This is a genomic window from Pseudomonas sp. MWU13-2517 (genome assembly GCF_023242545.1).
In the GTDB taxonomy this organism is placed as follows: Bacteria; Pseudomonadota; Gammaproteobacteria; order Pseudomonadales; family Pseudomonadaceae; genus Aquipseudomonas.
This window is the reverse complement of record NZ_JALMFA010000004.1, coordinates 262151-283897: the sequence shown is the minus strand read 5'-3', so window position 1 is coordinate 283897 and position 21747 is coordinate 262151. Positions and strand designations below refer to the sequence as shown.

General features: G+C 59.2%; 18 protein-coding genes. All 18 read right to left on the bottom strand.

All coding sequences use genetic code 11. From position 1 onward, the window contains the following. Positions 1-105: 105 nt before the first annotated feature. Positions 106-951: a 3-deoxy-8-phosphooctulonate synthase gene (gene kdsA / locus M5B97_RS08165; RefSeq protein ID WP_003189190.1), complete on the bottom strand. Its 846-nt coding sequence runs from the start codon at positions 949-951 to the stop codon at positions 106-108. A 5-nt stretch (positions 952-956) separates the two neighbouring features. Further along, positions 957-2588: a CTP synthase gene (locus M5B97_RS08160; protein ID WP_123714903.1), complete on the bottom strand. Its 1632-nt coding sequence runs from the start codon at positions 2586-2588 to the stop codon at positions 957-959. 273 nt (positions 2589-2861) lie between these two features. Continuing rightward, complete coding sequence (tilS, locus tag M5B97_RS08155) at positions 2862-4181, bottom strand: tRNA lysidine(34) synthetase TilS (RefSeq protein ID WP_248731216.1); 1320 nt, start codon at positions 4179-4181, stop codon at positions 2862-2864. A 164-nt stretch (positions 4182-4345) separates the two neighbouring features. Next, positions 4346-5293 (bottom strand): acetyl-CoA carboxylase carboxyltransferase subunit alpha, encoded by a 948-nt coding sequence (locus tag M5B97_RS08150; RefSeq protein ID WP_060754049.1) that lies wholly within the window; start codon positions 5291-5293, stop codon positions 4346-4348. A gap of 128 nt (positions 5294-5421) precedes the next feature. Beyond that, the gene (dnaE, locus tag M5B97_RS08145; RefSeq protein WP_123714901.1) at positions 5422-8943 is read right to left on the bottom strand and encodes a DNA polymerase III subunit alpha; all 3522 of its coding nucleotides are present in this window, start codon (positions 8941-8943) and stop codon (positions 5422-5424) included. Positions 8944-9019: 76 nt separating this feature from the next. Beyond that, positions 9020-9652, bottom strand: coding sequence for a ribonuclease HII (gene rnhB, locus M5B97_RS08140; protein WP_134658111.1), 633 nt, complete (start codon positions 9650-9652; stop codon positions 9020-9022). After that, positions 9649-10788 carry a lipid-A-disaccharide synthase gene (lpxB, locus tag M5B97_RS08135; protein ID WP_248731215.1) on the bottom strand — a complete coding sequence of 380 codons (1140 nt, stop codon included), beginning with the start codon at positions 10786-10788 and terminating at the stop codon, positions 9649-9651. The genes rnhB and lpxB overlap by 4 nt, the downstream gene beginning before the upstream one ends. A gap of 2 nt (positions 10789-10790) precedes the next feature. Continuing rightward, entirely contained in the window at positions 10791-11567 is a 777-nt protein-coding gene (gene lpxA / locus M5B97_RS08130) for an acyl-ACP--UDP-N-acetylglucosamine O-acyltransferase (RefSeq protein WP_134658115.1), read from the bottom strand. Further along, positions 11564-12004, bottom strand: coding sequence for a 3-hydroxyacyl-ACP dehydratase FabZ (gene fabZ, locus M5B97_RS08125; RefSeq protein ID WP_003172281.1), 441 nt, complete (start codon positions 12002-12004; stop codon positions 11564-11566). The genes lpxA and fabZ overlap by 4 nt, the downstream gene beginning before the upstream one ends. 111 nt (positions 12005-12115) lie before the next feature. Next, positions 12116-13171, bottom strand: coding sequence for a UDP-3-O-(3-hydroxymyristoyl)glucosamine N-acyltransferase (gene lpxD / locus M5B97_RS08120; RefSeq protein ID WP_248731214.1), 1056 nt, complete (start codon positions 13169-13171; stop codon positions 12116-12118). Positions 13172-13174: 3 nt separating this feature from the next. Then, a complete protein-coding gene (locus M5B97_RS08115; protein ID WP_003172279.1) occupies positions 13175-13678 on the bottom strand; it encodes an OmpH family outer membrane protein in 504 nt (167 codons plus the stop codon). A 45-nt stretch (positions 13679-13723) separates the two neighbouring features. Then, complete coding sequence (gene bamA, locus M5B97_RS08110) at positions 13724-16111, bottom strand: outer membrane protein assembly factor BamA (RefSeq protein ID WP_248731213.1); 2388 nt, start codon at positions 16109-16111, stop codon at positions 13724-13726. A 74-nt stretch (positions 16112-16185) separates the two neighbouring features. Then, positions 16186-17538, bottom strand: a complete 1353-nt coding sequence (gene rseP, locus M5B97_RS08105) for a sigma E protease regulator RseP (protein ID WP_248731212.1) — start codon at positions 17536-17538, stop codon at positions 16186-16188. Between the two features lie 53 nt (positions 17539-17591). Then, a complete protein-coding gene (gene ispC, locus M5B97_RS08100; protein ID WP_248731211.1) occupies positions 17592-18782 on the bottom strand; it encodes a 1-deoxy-D-xylulose-5-phosphate reductoisomerase in 1191 nt (396 codons plus the stop codon). Continuing rightward, complete coding sequence (locus M5B97_RS08095; RefSeq protein ID WP_134658123.1) at positions 18779-19588, bottom strand: phosphatidate cytidylyltransferase; 810 nt, start codon at positions 19586-19588, stop codon at positions 18779-18781. The genes ispC and M5B97_RS08095 overlap by 4 nt, the downstream gene beginning before the upstream one ends. After that, on the bottom strand, positions 19589-20344 hold the full coding sequence (uppS, locus tag M5B97_RS08090; RefSeq protein WP_134658125.1) for a polyprenyl diphosphate synthase: 756 nt from the start codon (positions 20342-20344) through the stop codon (positions 19589-19591). It abuts the gene before it with no gap. 17 nt (positions 20345-20361) lie between these two features. Then, positions 20362-20919 (bottom strand): ribosome recycling factor, encoded by a 558-nt coding sequence (gene frr, locus M5B97_RS08085; protein ID WP_123714891.1) that lies wholly within the window; start codon positions 20917-20919, stop codon positions 20362-20364. Then, on the bottom strand, positions 20916-21659 hold the full coding sequence (gene pyrH / locus M5B97_RS08080; RefSeq protein WP_047277210.1) for a UMP kinase: 744 nt from the start codon (positions 21657-21659) through the stop codon (positions 20916-20918). The genes frr and pyrH overlap by 4 nt, the downstream gene beginning before the upstream one ends. Positions 21660-21747: the final 88 nt, after the last annotated feature.

Sequence of the window (21747 nt, the reverse complement as noted above, 5' to 3'; positions counted from 1 at the left end):
TGACCGACCGCAAGGGTGGAACAACGGGGCAGGCTTGCAGACGACAAGGCTCAGGCCCGCAGGCCTGAGCATAAAACGAGGGAAAGTCTACCGGAGAAACGACGCTTACGCGGTTTCTACTGTCGGAAAACTCTTGACCAGTTCGTCCAATTGCTTGAGCTGGGCCAGAAACGGCTCCAGTTTGTCCAGGCGCAGGGCGCAAGGACCATCGCACTTGGCGTTGTCCGGGTCCGGGTGGGCTTCCAGGAACAGGCCGGCCAGGGACTGGCTCATGCCCGCCTTGGCCAGGTCGGTGACCTGGGCACGACGCCCACCGGCGGAGTCGGAGCGCCCACCAGGCATTTGCAGCGCGTGGGTCACGTCGAAGAACACCGGGTATTCGAACTGCTTCATGATGCCGAAACCCAGCATGTCCACCACGAGGTTGTTGTAGCCGAAGCTCGAACCACGCTCGCAGAGGATTAACTGGTCGTTACCCGCTTCCACGCACTTGCTCAGGATGTGTTTCATTTCCTGGGGCGCGAGGAACTGGGCTTTCTTGATGTTGATCACGGCACCGGTCTTCGCCATCGCGACGACCAGGTCGGTCTGGCGCGACAGGAAGGCCGGCAACTGGATGATGTCGCACACTTCGGCGACCACGGCAGCCTGTTCAGGCTCGTGGACGTCGGTGATGATCGGCACGCCGAAGGCTTGCTTGATGTCCTGGAAGATCCGCATGCCTTCTTCAAGGCCCGGGCCGCGGTAGGAGGTCACGGACGAACGGTTGGCCTTGTCGAAGCTGGCCTTGAACACATAGGGGATACCCAGTTTCTGGGTGACCCGCACATACTCTTCACAAACCTGCATCGCCATGTCGCGGCTTTCCAGCACGTTCATGCCGCCAAACAACACCATGGGCTTGTCGTTGGCAATCTCGATGTCGCCTACGCGAATGATCTTCTGGGCCATCAGGGTTACGCCTTCTTCTGATGTTGCGTCAGTGCCGCCTTGACGAAACCGCTGAACAACGGGTGACCGTCGCGCGGGGTCGACGTGAACTCAGGGTGGAACTGGCAAGCGACGAACCATGGATGATCCGGAGCTTCCACCACTTCAACCAGCGCGCCGTCACCGGAACGACCGGAGATTTTCAGGCCGGCTTCCTTGATCTGCGGCAGCAGGTTGTTGTTCACCTCGTAGCGGTGACGGTGACGCTCGACGATCACGTCCTTGCCATAGCAGTCGTGAACCAGGGAACCCGGCTCCAGCAGGCAGTCTTGCGCGCCAAGGCGCATGGTGCCGCCCAGGTCGGACGTTTCGGTACGGGTTTCAACGGCGCCGGTGGCATCCGCCCACTCGGTGATCAGGCCGACAACCGGATGGCCGCTGGTGTGATCGAACTCGGTGGAGTTAGCGTCTTTCCAGCCCAGCACGTTACGGGCGAACTCGATAACGGCCACTTGCATGCCCAGGCAGATGCCCAGGTACGGCACCTTGTTCTCACGAGCATATTGCACGGCGGTGATCTTGCCTTCCACGCCACGCAGGCCGAAACCGCCTGGAACGAGGATCGCATCAACACCTTCGAGCAGCGCGGTGCCCTGATTCTCGATGTCTTCGGAATCGATGTAGCGCAGGTTGACCTTGGTACGGTTGCTGATACCGGCGTGGCTCATCGCTTCGATCAGCGACTTGTACGCGTCCAGCAGTTCCATGTACTTGCCGACCATCGCGATGGTGACTTCGTGCTCAGGGTTGAGCTTGGCGTCAACCACCGCGTCCCACTCGGACAGGTCCGCGCCGCCGCACTGCAAGCCGAAACGCTCGACCACAAAGTCATCCAGGCCTTGCGAATGCAGGATGCCCGGGATCTTGTAGATGGTGTCGGCGTCTTCCAGGGCAATCACCGCACGTTCTTCAACGTTGGTGAATTGCGCGATCTTGCGACGCGAGGAAATGTCGATCGGGTGATCGGAACGGCATACCAGCACGTCCGGCTGCAGGCCGATGGAGCGCAGTTCCTTGACCGAATGCTGGGTAGGCTTGGTTTTGGTTTCGCCGGCAGTGGCGATGTACGGCACCAGGGTGAGGTGCATCAGCATCGCACGCTTGGCGCCGACTTCGAAACGCAGCTGGCGGATGGCTTCGAGGAACGGCTGGGATTCGATGTCACCCACGGTGCCACCGATCTCGACCATCGCCACGTCGGCATCGCCTGCACCCTTGATGATGCGGCGCTTGATTTCGTCGGTGATGTGCGGGATCACCTGGATGGTTGCACCCAGGTAGTCACCACGGCGCTCCTTGCGCAGCACGTGCTCGTAGACACGGCCGGTGGTGAAGTTGTTGTTCTGGGTCATGGTCGTGCGGATGAACCGCTCGTAGTGGCCCAGGTCCAGGTCGGTCTCGGCGCCGTCGTGGGTAACGAACACTTCACCGTGCTGGAACGGGCTCATGGTGCCCGGGTCAACGTTGATGTACGGGTCCAGCTTGAGCATGGTGACCTTAAGTCCCCGCGCCTCCAGGATGGCCGCCAATGAAGCGGAGGCAATGCCTTTCCCCAATGAAGAAACAACACCGCCCGTGACGAATATGTAGCGCGTCATGAAAAACCCTAGAAGTCTGCGTTAAAGCGGTCCGAGCCGCCGGGGAAAGCGAAGGAAGGCCGAAGCCCCCGATCACCTGCATTAATCACAGTGCACCTTTCAAAAAAACCGCCGCGTGGTGACAGACCAGTAATGAAACACCGGTACGTTGATCGCTACACATTTTTTGGAATCGCCCAGCAAAGACTGCTTGGTAATCGGCAACTCCTGCGATTCAGGCGAATCCACAGAAGTTGTATCAAGAAGGGAGCGTAGTCTACCGGAAAGGCTCTATCAGCTCAAACCTTGATCGCAGTTCTGTGGCAACCAATGTAATTGCCAGCCGTCCACCGGGCTGGACCATAGCCCCGCAAGGGTTGGGACAGCCAGCAATTGCTCACCCCGATACAGCAGCGGCAATCTGCCACGCACGAACTCCGGCAAACCACTTTCGTTAAGCAGGCGCTTCAGGTCACGCCGACCGCGACCTGGCACTTCCATGATTTCACCGCCGCGCCGATAGCGGACCTCCAACAGGCCTTCAGGCACCGCGCCAATAAATGTCAGCTGACCGTTGCCGGGTAACTCTAGTGGGTTTTGCGGGTGTGACCACCTCACCGTTGCATCGGAAAAAGCCTGCCAAGCGACGGGCAACCACCAGACGCGTTCACCACAGCGGCGAAGTTGGCCGTCGGCCAGGCGCCACAACGGCTGTGCGTCGCCCTTGGCATCGCGCAAGGAGCACCAGCCGGCCCAATGATCGCTATCGGGCAAGCGGGTCAGCGGCGCCAGCCAGTGGCGCAGGGCGTTGCGTTGACGAGCGTCGGACAGCTCACGAAGTGGCGCCAGGGCCAGTGATGGCAAGGGCAGCCAGGGAAATGCCGAAGGCTGGTCGGCAGCCTGCAGGTCCATCTGCGCCAACTCATCCAGCAAGCCTTGCGCTTCATCAAGATGCTCGGCGGTGCGGGCCAAGCTTGAAACGGCTTGCGGCCAACGCTCTGTCAGCGTCGGAAATACGCGGTGGCGCAGGTAATTACGGGAAAACCGCGAATCCGCATTGGAGGGATCGTCGATCCACTTGAGCTGCTGATCATGGGCATAGGCTTCCAACGTCTCACGCGAAACACCCAGCAGCGGCCGTAACAAATACCCCTTCGCCAATGGACGCTGGACGGGCATGGCCGCCAACCCTCGCACCCCGGCCCCACGCAACAGGCGAAACAACAGGGTTTCAGCCTGGTCGTCGCGGTGCTGCCCCGTGAGCAGCACCTCCCCTGCCCCAGTCACTTCGGCAAACGCCTGGTAACGCGCATCGCGGGCGGCACGCTCAAGGCTCGCGCCGGGCTGGACGTGCACGCGCATGACACGCAAGGGTACGCCAAGGCTGTCACACACCGATTGGCAATGGCTGGGCCAGGTGTCGGCGGCAGCCTGCAAGCCGTGGTGGACATGGATGGCATGGAGCGGCGGGAACGTTTCGGTTTTTGCCAGAGCGGCCAAAAGGTGCAGCAGAACGGTGGAATCAAGCCCACCTGAGAAGGCGACGTGCCAGGCCGGGGCGTTGCGCCATGGGGCCAGGATTTGCAGAAGTTCAGCGGCCAGCGTTGCTTTCATCACAGGTTACCGCCGCACATCTGGAATACGTTCGGCAAGAATACACAAAGCAAAAGTGGGAGGGGCGTGCTCCCGATTGCCGAGTATCGGTCAACGCATCGGGTGACCGACCCACCGCTATCGGGAGCAAGCTCCCTCCCACATTTTCAGTATTACGGCGACTTTTAGAGACCGTAGCTCATCAGACGCTCATAACGACGGGTCAGCAGCGCTTCGTTATCCAGCTTCTTGAGCATCGCCAGTTGCGAACCCAGTTCGGCGCGGATGGTCGCAGCGGCGGCAGCCGGGTCGCGGTGAGCGCCGCCCAATGGCTCGGCGATCACTTTATCCACGATCCCCAGACCTTTGAGGCGATCGGCGGTAATGCCCATGGCTTCGGCAGCGTCCGGCGCCTTTTCTGCAGTTTTCCACAGGATCGAGGCGCAACCTTCCGGCGAGATCACCGCGTAGGTCGAATACTGCAGCATGTTCAGTTGGTCGCAGACACCAATGGCCAGTGCGCCGCCGGAACCGCCTTCGCCAATCACGGTAGCGATGATCGGGGTTTTCAGGCGAGCCATGACACGCAGGTTCCACGCAATCGCTTCGCTCTGGTTGCGCTCTTCAGCGTCGATACCCGGATAGGCGCCCGGTGTGTCGATGAAGGTCAGGATCGGCATTTTGAAGCGCTCGGCCATTTCCATCAGGCGGCAAGCCTTGCGGTAGCCTTCCGGACGCGGCATGCCGAAGTTGCGGCGTACTTTCTCGCGCACTTCACGGCCTTTCTGGTGACCGATCACCATGACCGGCTGATCGTCCAGGCGAGCGATACCGCCAACAATCGCGGCGTCATCCGAGAAGTGGCGGTCGCCATGCAGCTCGTCGAACTCGGTGAAGATGTGCTGGATGTAGTCCAGGGTATACGGGCGGCGCGGATGGCGAGCCAGGCGCGCGATCTGCCAGCTGGTCAGCTTGCCGAAGATGTCTTCGGTCAGCGTCTTGCTCTTGTCTTGCAGGCGGGAGATCTCATCGCCGATATTCAGCGAATTGTCATTGCCGACCAGGCGCAGTTCTTCAATCTTGGCTTGCAGGTCAGCGATCGGCTGTTCGAAATCAAGAAAATTCGGGTTCATAAGCGTCCGTCTTGGGTCGACGGCCAAGGAGTGCCTGGCCAGCCGGTTGTCTATTCGCGCCCTACCTTAAGGGAGAGGCGCGTTTAGGTCGAGATTAAATGTTCAGCCGAGGTCAGGTGTTCTGACCGTCAGCGGTATTGGAGGAAGACGTTGTCTCGCCCGAACTGGTCACGCAAAGCTTGAATCAAGCCATCCGCGGGATCAATTCGCCACGTCTCGCCGAATTGCAACATCGCCTTGGCGTCATTGCCGGTGTATTCCATGGTCACAGGGCAAGCGCCACGGTGACGCTTGAGCAGGTCCCCCAACCAGCGTAGCTGATCACCCTTGAGCGCCTCGGTCTTGACCTTCAAACGCAGGCTTTCCGCCAGGTTGGTGCGGGCATCTTCCATACTCATGACCCGTTTGATCCGCAAGCGCAGGCCACCGGAGAAGTCATCGTTGCTGACCTCCCCTTCCACCACCACCATGGCATCGGTCTGCAGCAGCGATTGCGCAGAGTGGAACGCATCGGCAAACAGCGACGCCTCGATCCGCCCCGAACGGTCGTCGAGGGTGATGAAGCCCATCTTGTCACCCTTCTTATTCTTCATCACCCGCAGGGCGATGATCATGCCGGCAACGGTCTGGGTGTCGCGCGCCGGCTTCAGGTCGATGATGCGCTGACGGGCAAAACGACGGATTTCCCCTTCGTATTCGTCAATCGGGTGACCGGTAAGGTACAAGCCCAACGTGTCTTTCTCACCCTTGAGACGTTCCTTGAGGGTCAACTCTTTGGCCTTGCGATGGTTCGCGTACACATCCGCGTCCGCTTCGACGAACAGCCCACCAAACAGGTCCGCGTGCCCGCTGTCGTGCGTGCGGGCCGTCTGTTCGGCGGCTTTGATCGCCTCTTCCATGGCGGCCAGCAGCACCGCACGGTTACGGTCGATATTGGCCTGGTAAGCCTTCGGCTCATCATGGAAATACGGGCCGAGACGGTCAAGTGCGCCACTGCGGATCAGGCCGTCGAGGGTGCGTTTGTTGATGCGCTTGAGGTCAACCCGGGCGCAGAAGTCGAACAGGTCCTTGAATGGCCCATCCTGACGCGCTTCGGTGATCGCTTCCACCGGGCCTTCGCCGACTCCCTTGATCGCGCCCAGGCCATAGATGATGCGCCCTTCGTCGTTTACCGTGAACTTGAACTCCGAAGCGTTCACGTCCGGTGCGTCGAGGCGCAGCTTCATGGTGCGCACTTCCTCGATCAAGGTCACGACCTTGTCGGTGTTGTGCATGTCCGCCGAGAGTACCGCAGCCATGAACGGCGCCGGGTAGTGGGCTTTCAGCCAGGCGGTCTGGTACGACACCAGGCCGTAGGCAGCGGAGTGGGATTTGTTGAAACCATAACCGGCGAATTTTTCCACCAGGTCGAAAATGTTACCGGCCAGGTCGGCATCGATATTGTTGGTGGCGCAACCTTCAATGAAACCACCGCGCTGCTTGGCCATTTCCTCGGGCTTTTTCTTACCCATGGCCCGACGCAGCATATCCGCACCACCGAGGGTGTAACCGGCCATTACCTGAGCAATCTGCATCACCTGTTCCTGATACAGGATGATGCCGTAGGTCGGTGCCAGTACTGGCTTGAGGCCCTCGTACTGATAATCGGAGTGCGGGTATGCCAGCTCGGCACGCCCGTGCTTGCGGTTGATGAAGTCATCCACCATGCCCGATTGCAACGGGCCCGGGCGGAACAGGGCCACCAGTGCGATCAAGTCTTCCAGGCAGTCGGGCTTGAGCTTTTTGATCAGCTCTTTCATGCCCCGGGATTCAAGCTGGAATACCGCCGTGGTTTCGGCTTTTTGCAGCAACGAATAGGTCGGTTTGTCATCCAGCGGGATGAACGCGATATCCAGCGGCTCTTCGCCAGCCTTGGCGCGGTCGCGGTTGATCGTCTTGAGCGCCCAATCGATGATCGTCAGGGTCCGCAGGCCCAGGAAGTCGAACTTCACAAGGCCGGCCGCTTCCACGTCATCCTTGTCGAACTGAGTAACCAGGCCGTCGCCTTCTTCATCGCAGTAGATCGGCGAAAAGTCGGTGAGCTTGGTCGGCGCGATAACCACGCCACCGGCATGTTTACCAACGTTACGCACCACACCTTCGAGCTTGCGGGCCATGTCCCAGATTTCGGCGGCTTCTTCGTCGACCTTGATAAAGTCGCGCAGGATTTCTTCCTGCTCGTAGGCTTTTTCCAGGGTCATGCCGACTTCGAACGGGATCATCTTCGACAGGCGATCCGCCAGGCCATAGGACTTGCCCTGAACCCGCGCCACGTCGCGGATTACAGCCTTTGCCGCCATGGAACCGAAAGTGATGATCTGGCTTACCGCGTTGCGGCCATATTTCTCGGCCACGTACTCGATCACGCGGTCTCGGCCGTCCATGCAGAAGTCGACGTCGAAGTCGGGCATGGAGACCCGTTCCGGGTTCAGGAACCGCTCGAACAGCAGGTCATATTCCAACGGGTCAAGGTCGGTGATCTTCTGTACATAGGCTACCAGCGAGCCGGCACCCGACCCCCGGCCAGGGCCAACCGGTACGCCGTTGTTTTTGGCCCACTGGATAAAGTCCATCACGATCAGGAAGTAGCCCGGGAACCCCATCTGGATAATGATATCCAGCTCGAAATTCAGCCGATCCACGTAGACCTGACGCTTGGCGTCGTAATCCTCGGTGGTGTCCTTGGGCAGCAGAACAGCCAATCGCTCCTCAAGGCCATCGAACGACACCTTGCGGAAATACTCATCGATGGTCATGCCATCGGGAATCGGGAAGTTGGGCAGGAAGTGCTTGCCCAGTTTCACTTCAATGTTGCAGCGCTTGGCGATCTCGACGGAGTTTTCCAGGGCCTCGGGCAGGTCGCTGAACAGCTCGGCCATCTCCTCGGCGCTTTTGAGGTATTGCTCTTCGCTGTAGTTTTTCGAGCGGCGCGGGTCATCCAGGGCCCGGCCTTCGCCGATGCACACGCGCGTTTCGTGGGCCTCGAAATCTTCTTTCTTGATGAAGCGCACATCATTGGTCGCCACCAAAGGTGCGCCCAACTTGTCGGCCAGTGCCACTGCGGCGTGCAGATGCTCTTCGTCGTTTGCTCGATTGGTACGCTGGACTTCCAGGTAAAAACGGTCAGGAAAGACCTTCATCCACTCACTGGCCAGCACTTCGGCTTCCTGGGGATTGCCCCCCAACAACGCAATGCCGATCTCGCCTTCTTTGGCGGCCGACAGCATTATCAGCCCTTCGCTGGCCTCCGCCACCCACTCGCGCTCGATAATGATCGAGCCATTGCGCTGGCCGTCGATAAAACCACGGGAAATCAGTTCGGTGAGGTTGCGATAGCCCACGCCGTTCATCGCCAACAGGCTGATGCGGCTCAGGGGATTATCCGGGTCCTTGTTGGCCAGCCACAGGTCGGCACCGCAGATCGGCTTGATGCCGGCGCCCATGGCGTTCTTGTAGAACTTGACCAGGGAACACATGTTGTTCTGGTCGGTAACCGCCACCGCAGGCATGTTCATGCCTACCAGGGTTTTGACCAGCGGTTTGATCCGTACCAGGCCGTCGACCAGGGAGTATTCAGTGTGCAGGCGTAGGTGAACGAATGAAGCCGGCATAGTGATCCTGTCTAGATACGTGGAAACAACAAGGCCCGGATTGTACCGGGCCTTGAGCAAAACATCAGCCTCACGACTACACCTCGGTGAGGCTCTCCCGTGCCTCGTAAGCCAGGCGCACCGGGGCGAACGAGCGACGGTGGATCGGCGTGGGGCCGAGACGGGCCAAGGCTTCCAGATGAACGGGGGTGGGGTAGCCCTTGTGACCACCCATGCCGTAGCCGGGGTAGATCAATTCGAAGGCCGCCATTTCACGGTCGCGACTGACCTTGGCCAGGATTGAAGCCGCTGCAATAGCAGGCACCTTGCTATCACCCTTCACCACCGCTTCCGACGGCATCGCCAATTTCGGGCAGCGATTACCATCAATCATCGCCATCTTGGGCGTGATGTGCAGGCCTTCTACCGCACGCTGCATGGCGAGCATGGTGGCGTGCAGGATGTTCAGCTCGTCGATTTCTTCGACCTCGGCACGGGCGATATACCAGCTCAGGGCTTTCTCACAGATCTCGTCGTAGAGTTTTTCGCGGCGCGCTTCGGTCAGTTTCTTCGAGTCATCAAGCCCGAGAATCGGACGGTTCGGGTCAAGAATGACTGCCGCCGTAACGACTGCGCCGCACAGCGGCCCGCGTCCTACTTCATCAACACCGGCCACCAGCTCATGAGCTTGGGCAACCAGGCTGAAGTCCAGACCCATCTGTGTGGTCATAGGTTTTCCTGTTTGTGGCCGATCAAGGAGAGTACGGCATCAGCCGCCTGGTTCGACGCATCACGGCGCAACGTGCGGTGAATATCGTCAAAGCCACGGGTCTGCTCTTCGCCGCCATCGATCAAGGGCAGCAAGGTTTGCGCCAGGGCTTCAGGGGTCGCATCGTCCTGTAACAACTCCGGCACCAACAGACGCTGGGCCAGCAGATTGGGCAAGGAGATGTAGGGGCTTTTGACCATGCGCTTGAGAATCCAGAACGTCAGCGGCGCAAGACGATAGGCCACGACCATTGGTCGCTTGTACAGCAAGGCTTCAAGAGTCGCTGTGCCCGAGGCAATCAGCACCGCATCACAGGCCGCGAGCGCCAGGTGCGACTGGCCATCCAGCAGCGTCACCGGCAAGTTACGGCCGACAAGCAGTGCCTCGACCTGAGCACGACGTTGCGGGCTGGCGCACGGCAGTACGAAACGCACACCGGGTTTCAGGACCATCAAACGCTCGGCGGCATCAAAAAACAGCGCGCCCAACCGCCCGACTTCACCGCCGCGGCTGCCTGGCATCAATGCCACCAGCGGGCCATCGGCCAGGCCCAACTCGGCACGCGCCGCTGCGCGATCGGCTTGCAGAGGGATGGTGTCGGCCAATGTGTGACCCACAAAGCGTACCGGCACGCCCTTCTCTTCATAGAATCGGGCTTCGAATGGCAGCAAGGTCAGCATCAAGTCGCAGCCTTCGCGGATCTTCAGCACGCGCTTCTGCCGCCACGCCCACACGGACGGGCTGACGTAGTGCACGGTCTTGATGCCGGCCTGACGCAATTTGAGTTCGATGTTGAGGGTGAAGTCCGGAGCGTCGATGCCGATAAAGACGTCGGGCTTTTCTTCAATAAGTGTCTGGATCAGCAGTTTGCGGCGAGCCAGCAGCTCTCGAAGTCGCCCCAGCACTTCCACCAACCCCATGACGGACAAACGCTCCATGGGGAAATAGGACGTGAGGCCCTCGGCCTGCATCAACGGCCCACCCACTCCAATAAACTCCACGGCAGGGTGCCGGACCTTGAGCGCACGCATCAGGCCAGCCCCCAGAATATCGCCGGAAGCTTCTCCGGCCACCAGCGCTACACGCAGATTGGCCATGATTAACGGGTGATGCCGCGAGTCGACGCCTGGATCGAGTCCCGGAACACCGCCACTTCCGGAAACTGGGCAGCCGACTCGGCCAGTTCGATCAACGCCTGTTCAACCGTCAGCCCTTGGCGGTATACCACTTTGTAGGCGCGACGCAGGGCATGAATCTGGTCTTCGCTGAAACCACGACGGCGCATGCCTTCGAAGTTCATGCTGCGAGCCTCGGCCGGGTTGCCGAATACCGTGACGAATGCCGGAACGTCCTTGCCGATCGCAGTACCCATGCCGGAAAAGCTATGGGCGCCGATGTGGCAGTACTGATGGACCAGTGTGAATCCGGACAGAATCGCCCAGTCGCCAACATGCACATGGCCCGCCAACGCAGTGTTGTTGACCAGGATGCAGTGGTTGCCGATCACACTGTCATGGCCGATGTGCGCATAGGCCATGATCAGATTGTGATCACCCAACGTGGTCTCGGCACGATCCTGCACGGTGCCACGGTGAATGGTCACACCTTCACGGATGATGTTGTGGTCACCGATTACCAGGCGTGTCTCTTCACCCTTGTACTTCATGTCAGGGGTGTCTTCGCCTACCGAAGAAAACTGGTAGATACGATTGTGCTTACCAATGCGGGTCGGACCTTTAAGGATCACGTGCGGCCCGATGACAGTCCCCTCGCCGATTTCAACACCTGCGCCGACGATCGACCAAGGGCCAACCTCAACGTCGGCGGCCAGGACGGCCGACGGATCGATGATTGCGCGAGGGTCAATCAAACTCATAGTTTGCGTTCCGCACAGATGATCTCAGCCGAGCACACCGGCTTGCCATCCACCGAGGCCTGGCATTCGAACTTCCAGATCTGGCGCTTGCAGCTGATGAACTTGGCTTCCAGGATCAACTGGTCGCCCGGCGTGACCGGATTGCGGAAACGCAGTTTGTCGGAGCCCACGAAATAGTAGAGCGTGCCATCGGCAGGCTTGAGGTCGAGCATTTTGAAACCAAGGATACCGGCAGCCTGGGCCATAGCTTCAATGATCAGCACGCCTGGCATGATTGGATGCGCGGGAAAGTGGCCGTTGAAGAAAGGTTCGTTGATGCTGACATTCTTGTAGGCACGAATGCGCTTTTCCTCGACATTGAGGTCCACTACGCGATCCACCAGCAGGAACGGGTAACGGTGAGGCAGGTATTCGCGAATCTCGTTGATGTCCATCATTTCGGGGGGAAGCCTGTAATAAAGATTGGGGGCGGGCGAACTAAAAGCACGCCCCGCTAGCAAATCAAGGAGGCCGTCCAACGGCTGCGCACACTTGATATGGAAATGGTATCAGCCTTCTGATGAAGCATTACCGTCAGGGGTCACGTCCCCAACACGCTTTTCAAGCTGTTTGAGGCGTCGGGCCATGTCGTCAAGCTGCCTCAAGCGCGCTGCACTTTTACGCCACTCAGCCGCCGGCTGCATGGCGGTACCGGAAGAGTAGGCACCTGGCTCGGTAATCGAGTGGGTAACCATGGTCATGCCGGTGATGAAAACGTTGTCGCAAATGTCGATATGCCCGACCAGCCCTACGCCACCGGCGAGCATGCAATGCTTGCCGATCCTGGTGCTACCGGAGATACCGACGCACGCCGCCATGGCGGTGTGATCACCAATCTGCACGTTGTGGGCAATCTGGATCTGGTTGTCGAGCTTCACCCCGTTACCGATCACGGTATCGGCGAGCGCCCCGCGGTCCACGGCGGTATTGACGCCGATTTCCACGTCATCACCAATCAAAACGCCGCCAACCTGGGCGATCTTGTGCCAAACACCCTTGGAATTGGCAAAGCCAAAACCTTCACCGCCGAGCACGGCACCCGATTGAATAACCACGCGCTCACCGATGCGCACGTCGTGGTAAAGGGTGACACGCGGAGCCAGCCATCCATCGGCACCGATTTCACTGCGCGCACCGATAAAGCAATGGGCGCCCACGGTGACGCCCGCGGCAATGCGCGCGCCACTCTCGATCACGGCAAAAGCACCAATGTTGGCCGCGGGGTCAACCCGGGCATCATCGGCAATCACGGCGGTGGGATGAATACCACCGGCCGCCTTGGGTTTTGGATCGAACAGGTGCGACGCCTTCGCATACGACAGGTACGGGTCGGCCACTACCAGCGCATCCCCGGCGTAACCCTCAGCATCAGCAGCCTTCAGCAACACTGCTGCGGCCTGGCAACCGACCAGGTATTTACGGTATTGAGGATTTGCGAGGAAGCTCAACTGAGCTGGGCCAGCCTCCTGCAAGGTGGCTAGCCCAGTGATTTCCTTCTCCGGGGAGCCGTGCAAGACGGCCCCCAGGAACTCGGCCAACTCGCCGAGCTTGATAGTCGCGGTCATGGCTTACTTCAGCTGGTTCATGCGCTCGATCACCTGGCGGGTGATGTCGTATTGAGGCTTGACGTCGATTACAGCGCCACGCTCGAACACCAGGTCAAAGGCACCTTTCTTGATGACTTCTTCCACAGCGCTGTCGAGTTTCGGCTTGAGCTGCTTGAGCATTTCACGGTCAGCAACGGCCTTGGCTTCGTTCAATTCCTTGGACTGGAACTGGTAGTCACGGGCCTTTTGCTTGAACTCAAGCTCCAGGCGCTCGCGCTCGCCCTGCTGCATCTTGTCGCCACCGGCTACCAGACGATCCTGAATGCCCTTGGCACTGCTTTCCAGGGTCTTGAGCTTGGTCAGTTGCGGACCGAATTTTTTCTCGGCATCCACTGCGTACTTCTTGGCCGCATCGGATTCCAACAGGGCCATCTGATAGTTCAGGACGGCGATTTTCATTTCGGCGAAGGCCGGGGTGGTTACCAGCACAGTTGCCAGCAGGACCAATTGAGTCAACTTACGCACGATGCACTCCTACAGAATCCGTTGTCGTTATCTTGGGTCAGACGCTTAGAACGTCTGGCCGAGGGAGAATTGGAAAATCTGGGTTTCAGCGTTATCCGGTTTCTTGACCGGCATGGCCAGAGCAAAGCTCAACGGGCCCAGTGCAGTCACCCATGTCACGCCAACACCAACGGAGCTCGCCAGGTTGCTGAAGCTCACGTCGTTACACTGCGTATTGGACTTCGAACCATTCGGGTTGGAGACCTGCTCGCACTTGGAGTCGAACACGTTACCCACATCCCAGAAAACCGAGGTACGCAGGGAACGCTGGTCCTTGACGAACGGCAGCGGGAACAGAATCTCCGCACCACCCTGGATCAGTACGTTACCACCGAATGGCAGCGCCTTAGTGTCCGTGTCGGCGATAGTGCCCTGGTTACCCGTAAACGCTTCACCGCGGCTCGGCGTACCACGCGGACCCAAGGTACTGTCCTTGAAGCCGCGAACCGAGTTGAAACCACCTGCATAGTAGTTCTCGTAGAACGGCAGACCACTGGTGGAACCATAACCATCGCCATAACCCAGCTCAGTGTGCAGGCGCATGGTGTAGTTATCGCTCAGCGGCTGGAACAACTGGCCACGGTAGTCGAGCTTGAAGAACGACAGGTCGCTGCCCGGTGTAGTGGCTTCCAGCGTCAAGCTCTGGGAGTGACCACGGGTCGCCAGCACGCCTTTGTTCAGGGTCGACTCGGACCAGCCGGCCGACGCCTTGAAGTTCAGGAACTGGTCGCCTTCGTTACGCACGAAGTTGAAGATTTCGTCCACGGTGTACACACCGGTCTTGATCTTGTCCTGTTGCGCGGTCAGGCCGAATGTCAGACGCGAAGTCTCACTGATCGGGTAGCCAATGTTGGCACCAACACCCATGCTGTCGATTGCATAGCTTGCAACGTCGACGTCGAGGTCTTTGTAGTCGGTGGTACGGTAGAAGGCGTTGTAGCCCAGGCTCACACCATCAGCGGTCCAGTAGGGGTCGGTATAACTGAAGTTATAACGGCTCTGGTATTCGCTTCGGGTCAGGCCGACAGACACACGGTTACCCGTACCGAGGAAGTTGTTCTGCGTGATCGAGCCACCCAGGATCAGACCGGCGCTCTGTGCAAAACCGACGCTGGCGGTAATCGAACCCGAAGCTTGCTCTTCAACGGCGTAGTTCACGTCAACCTGGTCGTCCACACCTGGGACAGCCGGGGTTTCGACGTTGACTTCCTTGAAAAAGCCCAGACGTTCAAGACGGGTCTTGGACTGGTCGATCAGGTAGGTCGACGCCCAGCCACCTTCCATCTGACGCATTTCACGACGTAGCACTTCGTCCGCAGACTTGGTGTTGCCGCGGAAGTTGATGCGGTTCACGTAGGCGCGCTTACCCGGGTCGACCACGAAGGTAATGTCCACGGTATGGTCATCATCATGCGGGGTCGGTACGCCGTTGACGTTGGCAAAGGTATAGCCTTCGTTACCCAGGCGACGGGTAATCAGTTCGGAAGTGGTGGTCATCAGCTTGCGCGAGAACACCTGGTCTTTCTGCACCAGCAACAGGGACTTCACCTGGTCTTCAGGCACTTTCAGGTCGCCGCTGAGCTTGACGTCGCGAACCTTGTATTTTTCGCCTTCGTTGACGTTGACGGTGATGTAGACGTGCTTCTTGTCCGGGGTGATGGACACCTGGGTGGAAGCGATGTCCATGTTGATATAGCCACGGTCCAGGTAGTAGGAACGCAGACGCTCCAGGTCACCGGACAGTTTTTCACGGGCGTATTTGTCATCGTTCTTGAAGAACGACAACCAGTTGGTGGTTTTGAGTTCGAACAGGTCGATCAGGTCGTCGTCAGCAAACTTGGTGTTGCCCACCACGTTGATGTGCTGAATGGCCGCCACCGTGCCTTCGTTGATGTTGACCTTCAGGCCGACACGGTTACGAGGCTGGGGGATGACTTCGGTTTCCACGGTCGCGGAGTAGCGGCCCTGGGCAACGTACTGACGTTGCAGTTCGTTACGCACACCCTCGAGGGTTGCGCGCTGGAAGATCTCGCCCTCGGCCAGGCCGGACTGCTTGAGGCCTTTCATCAGGTCTTCAGTGGAAATCGCCTTGTTACCCTCGATCGCGATGCTGGCGACGGAAGGTCGTTCGACGACCGTGATAACCAGGACGTTGCCTTCGCGACCCAGCTGGATATCTTGAAAGAACCCGGTTTTGAACAGCGCACGAGTGGATTCCACCAGGCGACGATCATCAGCCTGTTCCCCGACGTTCAACGGCAAGGCACCAAAGACGCTACCTGCGGAAACCCGCTGGAGGCCGTTGACGCGAATATCGGAGATAGTGAAGGACTCGGCGTGAACTTCGGCGATCATCAATACGGTGAGAACCGCAGTTAGCAGCAGACGTTTCATGAAGTCCTTTCTTATTCCAACTGGCAATAAACAAACTGCCGCAAAATGCGGCAGATTCGCAATTCAGCGAAGCGTTACAGACGTCCCAGATCGTTGACCAGAGCTAACAACATCACTCCAACCACCAAGCTGATACCGATCTGTATCCCCCAACCCTGCACCCGATCCGACAAGGGGCGACCACGCACCCACTCGACCAGATAAAACAACAGATGCCCCCCATCCAATACAGGAATAGGCAGCAAATTCAGAACCCCAAGGCTAATACTCAGATAAGCCAGGAAATTCAGGAAATCCGCGACACCCGACTGGGCAGAAGCGCCCGCCACTTTAGCAATGGTTATCGGTCCACTCAAGTTTTTTACCGAGAGCTCGCCGAACAACATTTTCTTGAGGGATTCGAGGGTCAGCACGCTCATGGTCCAGGTGCGTTTCGCGCCTTCGCCGATTGCGGCCAGCGGCCCGAAGCTGACCTCTCGCACCATCGATGCTGGCCACTCGACACCCTTGACCCCAGCCCCCAGATAACCCCCGGCGGCTTTGGCCTCCCCGCGAACCGACAAGGTTACGGGGACGTCGATTTGAGCACCATCACGTTCAATTTTCAGCACAATTTTGGTATCGGGCCGCACACGAACCAGATCGACTACTTGCTGCCAGTCACCGAGTGGCTGGCCATCCAGGGCCAACAGGCGATCTCCGGCTTTCAGGCCTGCGGCCTGGGCCGGACCTTTCGGATCCAGCTCCGCCAGCACCGGCGGCAACGCCGGCCGCCACGGGCGAATCCCCAGGGACTTGATCGGGTCAGGCTCATCCGCACCCTTGAGCCAATGATCCAGGGCCAGTTCACGCGCCGTCTCAATAGTGGAGTCCTGATCGCGGACCCCAACACTGACGGTACCGCTCTCCCCCAGACGCCGCACCAGTTGCAAATTGACCGCGCCCCAACCGGTGGTTGGTTCGCCATCAATGGAAACAATTTCCTGACCTGCGACCAGGCCAGCCTTGGCCGCCATGCTATCCGCTTCGACCGCACCGATAACCGGACGCACCTGCTGGCTGCCCAGCATGGCGAGAACCCAGAAGAACACCATCGCCAACAGGAAGTTGGCAATCGGACCGGCGGCGACAATTGCGATACGCTGACGAACGGTCTTGCGATTGAAAGACTGGTCCAACTGGTCCGCAGGCACTTCCCCTTCGCGCTCGTCGAGCATTTTGACGTAGCCACCCAGTGGTATGGCTGCAATCACGAACTCAGTGCCACGACGATCATGCCAGCGCAGCAAGGGCATGCCGAAACCGACTGAAAAGCGCAGTACCTTGACGCCGCAACGACGCGCCACCCAAAAGTGGCCGAATTCGTGGAAGGTCACCAACACACCCAGAGCAACCAGGGTGCCGACAATCATGTAGAGCGCACTCATCTAATTTCTCCGCCTTTCAATCCAGTGCCTGAGGACTCAACCCCACCTGCAGGCTAACGCGCGTTGCGGTTCAACCATTGCTCGGCCAGGCCTCGGGCCTTCATATCCGCGTCAAACACAGCGCCCAAGTCGTTAACAGCGACCACAGGCTCCAGACTCAGGACATCCTCGATAATACTCGCGATCTGCGGATAGCGGATGCGCCGCTCAAGAAACGCCGCTACCGCCACCTCATTGGCTGCATTGAGCATCGCCGGCGCACTGTTACCCGCCTGCGCCGCCTGACGCGCCAGGCGCAGACAAGGAAAGCGCTGCTCATCCGGCGCTTCGAAGTCCAGACGGGCAATTGCAAACAGGTCCAACGGCGCCACACCGGAATCAATACGTTCCGGCCAAGCCAGGGCATTGGCGATGGGCGTACGCATGTCCGGGTTGCCCAACTGCGCCAGCACCGAACCATCCACGTAATCGACCAGGGAATGAATCACACTTTGCGGATGAACCACCACCTCGACCTGATCCGGCCGGGCATCAAACAGCCAGCAAGCCTCAATCAGTTCCAGGCCCTTGTTCATCATGCTCGCCGAATCCACGGAGATTTTGCGCCCCATGGACCAGTTCGGGTGCGCACAGGCCTGATCCGGAGAAACATGTTCGAGCTCAGCCAGAGGCGTCTGCCGGAACGGCCCACCGGAGGCCGTCAACAGAATCCGGCGCACACCGACCTGGCTCAAGCCACGCGCAAAGTCACCCGGCATGCACTGGAAAATCGCGTTATGTTCGCTGTCGAGGGGCAGCAGTACCGCGCCACTCTTGCGCACCGCATGCATAAAGAGCGCGCCAGACATGACCAACGCTTCTTTATTGGCCAGCAGAATCTTCTTGCCCGCATCGACCGCCGCCAGCGTCGGGCGCAAACCCGCCGCACCGACAATTGCAGCCACGACGGTGTCCACCTCGGCATCGGCCGCCACCTGGCACAACCCCGCCTCGCCCACCAACACCTGAGTGGCCAGGCCGGCAGCCCGCAGGTCGTCCTGCAGACCACGCGCCACCGCCGCCTCGGGCACCACAGCAAAACGTGGCGAGTGGCGCACGCACAGCGCCAGCAACTCGCTCAGCCGCGTAAAACCGGTCAGGGCAAATACTTGATAGCGATCAGGATGACGAGCAATCACATCCAAGGTGCTCAGCCCCACTGAACCGGTCGCGCCCAGTACGGTGACTTGCTGCAGACGGCTCACGAGGCAGTCATCCACAACAACACGGCAAAGATCGGAATCGCCGCCGTGAGGCTGTCGATACGATCCAATACACCACCATGACCTGGAAGCAGGTTACTGCTGTCCTTGATACCGGCCTGGCGCTTGAACATGCTTTCAGTGAGGTCACCCACCACCGAAACGAACACGACAATAGCGGTGCCCAGCAGCGCCAGGAAGATTTCCTTCACCGACCAGTTGCGCACAATGCCGACCACCAGCGTAATCACCAGGGTCAATGCCAGGCCGCCGTAAACACCTTCCCAGCTCTTGCCCGGACTGACAGCCGGCGCCAGCTTGCGCTTGCCGAACGCCCGACCGGAGAAGTAGGCACCAATATCAGCACCCCAGACCAACACCATCACGGCCATGATCAACCAGTTACCCATGGACGAATTCTTGATCTCCACCAGGCCTTGCCAGGCGGGCAGCAGGATCAACAAGCCAATCACCAGCTTGCACGCCACACTGGACCACTGGCCGCTGGTACGTGGATAGCTGAGCACCAGGAATGTCGCCAGCGCCCACCACAGCACCGCAGCCCCCAACACCCAAGGCACGATGATGCTCGACAGGGTATGCATCAGGAACAGTGACAGCGCCACGAATGCCGCATACACCACTCGCGGCATTTGGGCATTGAAACCCGCCAGGCGCGCCCATTCCCAGGCTCCCAGCGTCACGACCACGCCGATGAACAGCGCAAAGCCGGAACCGTCGAGCAGGAAAAAACCGCACAAGGCGATTGGCAGCAGGATCAGTGCCGTGATGATTCGTTGTTTAAGCATTTAAACCCGGGCTCCAGCTTCGATCTGCTCGCTCGTTTTACCAAAGCGACGCTGACGGGAAGCGAAATCGGCCAGTGCATTACGCATGGCATCGTGTTTGAAGTCCGGCCAGAACAGGTCGGAGAAGTACAATTCGGTGTAGGCCAACTGCCACAGCAGAAAATTGCTGATGCGGTGCTCGCCACCGGTGCGGATGCACAAGTCCGGCAACGGCAGGTCGCCGGTCACCAGGCAGGTTTGCAACAGTTCGGGCGTAATGTCGTCCGGCCGCAGATGGCCGGCCTGCACTTCGCGGGCCAGGCGTTGCGCAGCCTGGGCAATATCCCACTGACCACCGTAGTTGGCTGCAATCTGCAGCACAAAACGGTTGGCACCGGCAGTCATCGCCTCGGCTTCGCGCATGGCCGCTTGCAGCTCCGGATGGAACCGCGAGCGATCACCAATGATGCGCAGACTGATGTTGTTATCGTTGAGGCGCTTGGCCTCACGCCGCAGCGCCTTGAAGAACAGGTCCATCAGGGCCGTGACTTCATCGGCGGGCCGCTGCCAGTTCTCACTGGAGAAGGCAAACAGCGTCAACACTTCAACCTTGGCCTCGGCGCACACCTCAATGACGGCGCGCACCGCATCGACACCCGCTTTATGCCCGGCAACACCCGGCATAAAGCGTTTTTTCGCCCAGCGATTATTCCCATCCATGATGATCGCGACATGGCGCGGTACCACGGAGGGCACAGTCTGCTTGGTCTTTTCCATGAAGGCGTCCTGACCCCTTATACGGCCATCAGGTCCTTTTCTTTTTCGTCAGTCGCCTTGGTGATCTGAGCCTCGGCGTCTTTGGTCAACTTGTCGATATCGGCGACGGCGCGACGCTCTTCGTCTTCGCTGATTTCTTTGTCCTTGACCAGTTTCTTCAGATCACCCAGCGCATCGCGACGGATGTTGCGCACGGCAACACGCGCGTCCTCAGCTGCGCTACGAGCCTGCTTGGTGAAGCCCTTACGGGTTTCTTCAGTCAGGGCAGGCATGGAGATCAACAGCAACTCGCCCAGGTTGGTCGGGTTGAGGTTCAAGCCGGCGCTCTGGATGGCTTTGTCGACGGCGGCGAGCATGTTGCGCTCGAATGCCACGACTTGCAGGGTACGCGAGTCCTTGACCGTCACGTTGGCCACGCTGCTCAGCGGGGTGTCGGCGCCGTAGTAAGGCACCATGACGCTGCCCAGGATGCTCGGGTGCGCCTTGCCAGTACGAATCTGGCCAAATGCGTGGCTCAGAGACTCCAGGGATTTCTGCATACGCGCTTGGGCGTCTTTCTTGATTTCGTTGATCATTGTTGGCCTTCCTCGATCAAAGTCCCTTCCGCGCCGCCGTGTACGATATTCAGCAGGGCGCCGGGCTTGTTCATGTTAAATACGCGCAGCGGCATCTGGTGGTCGCGGCACAGGCAGATTGCTGTCAGGTCCATCACGCCCAGCTTGCGATCCAGCACTTCATCGTAGGTCAGATGATCGAACTTCTCGGCATGCGGGTCTTTGAATGGGTCCGCGGTGTATACACCGTCCACTTTGGTTGCCTTGAGCACCACGTCGGCATCGATTTCGATAGCGCGCAGGCACGCAGCCGAATCGGTCGTGAAGAACGGGTTACCCGTGCCGGCAGCAAAGATCACCACTTCCTTGGCATTCAGGTGACGCATGGCTTTGCGACGATCATAGTGATCGGTCACGCCGACCATGGAAATAGCCGACATCACGATAGCCGAGATATTGGCACGCTCCAGGGCATCACGCATGGCCAGGGCGTTCATCACAGTGGCCAGCATGCCCATGTGGTCGCCAGTGACCCGATCCATGCCGGCCGCACTCAGCGCCGCACCACGGAACAGGTTGCCACCTCCAATCACCAGGCCGACCTGGACACCGATACCGACCAATTGGCCGACTTCAAGCGCCATGCGATCGAGCACCTTGGGATCGATCCCGAACTCTTCCGAGCCCATCAGGGCCTCGCCGCTAAGCTTGAGTAGAATGCGTTTATAGCGAGCCTGATAACCACTGCCCTGCTGAGCCATTGCGAATCTCTCCTGCGGCGTATTTTAAAAAATTCTTGGCGAGCCGTTTACGGCTTGCGTTCACTCTAGCTGGACGCTATCACAGCGC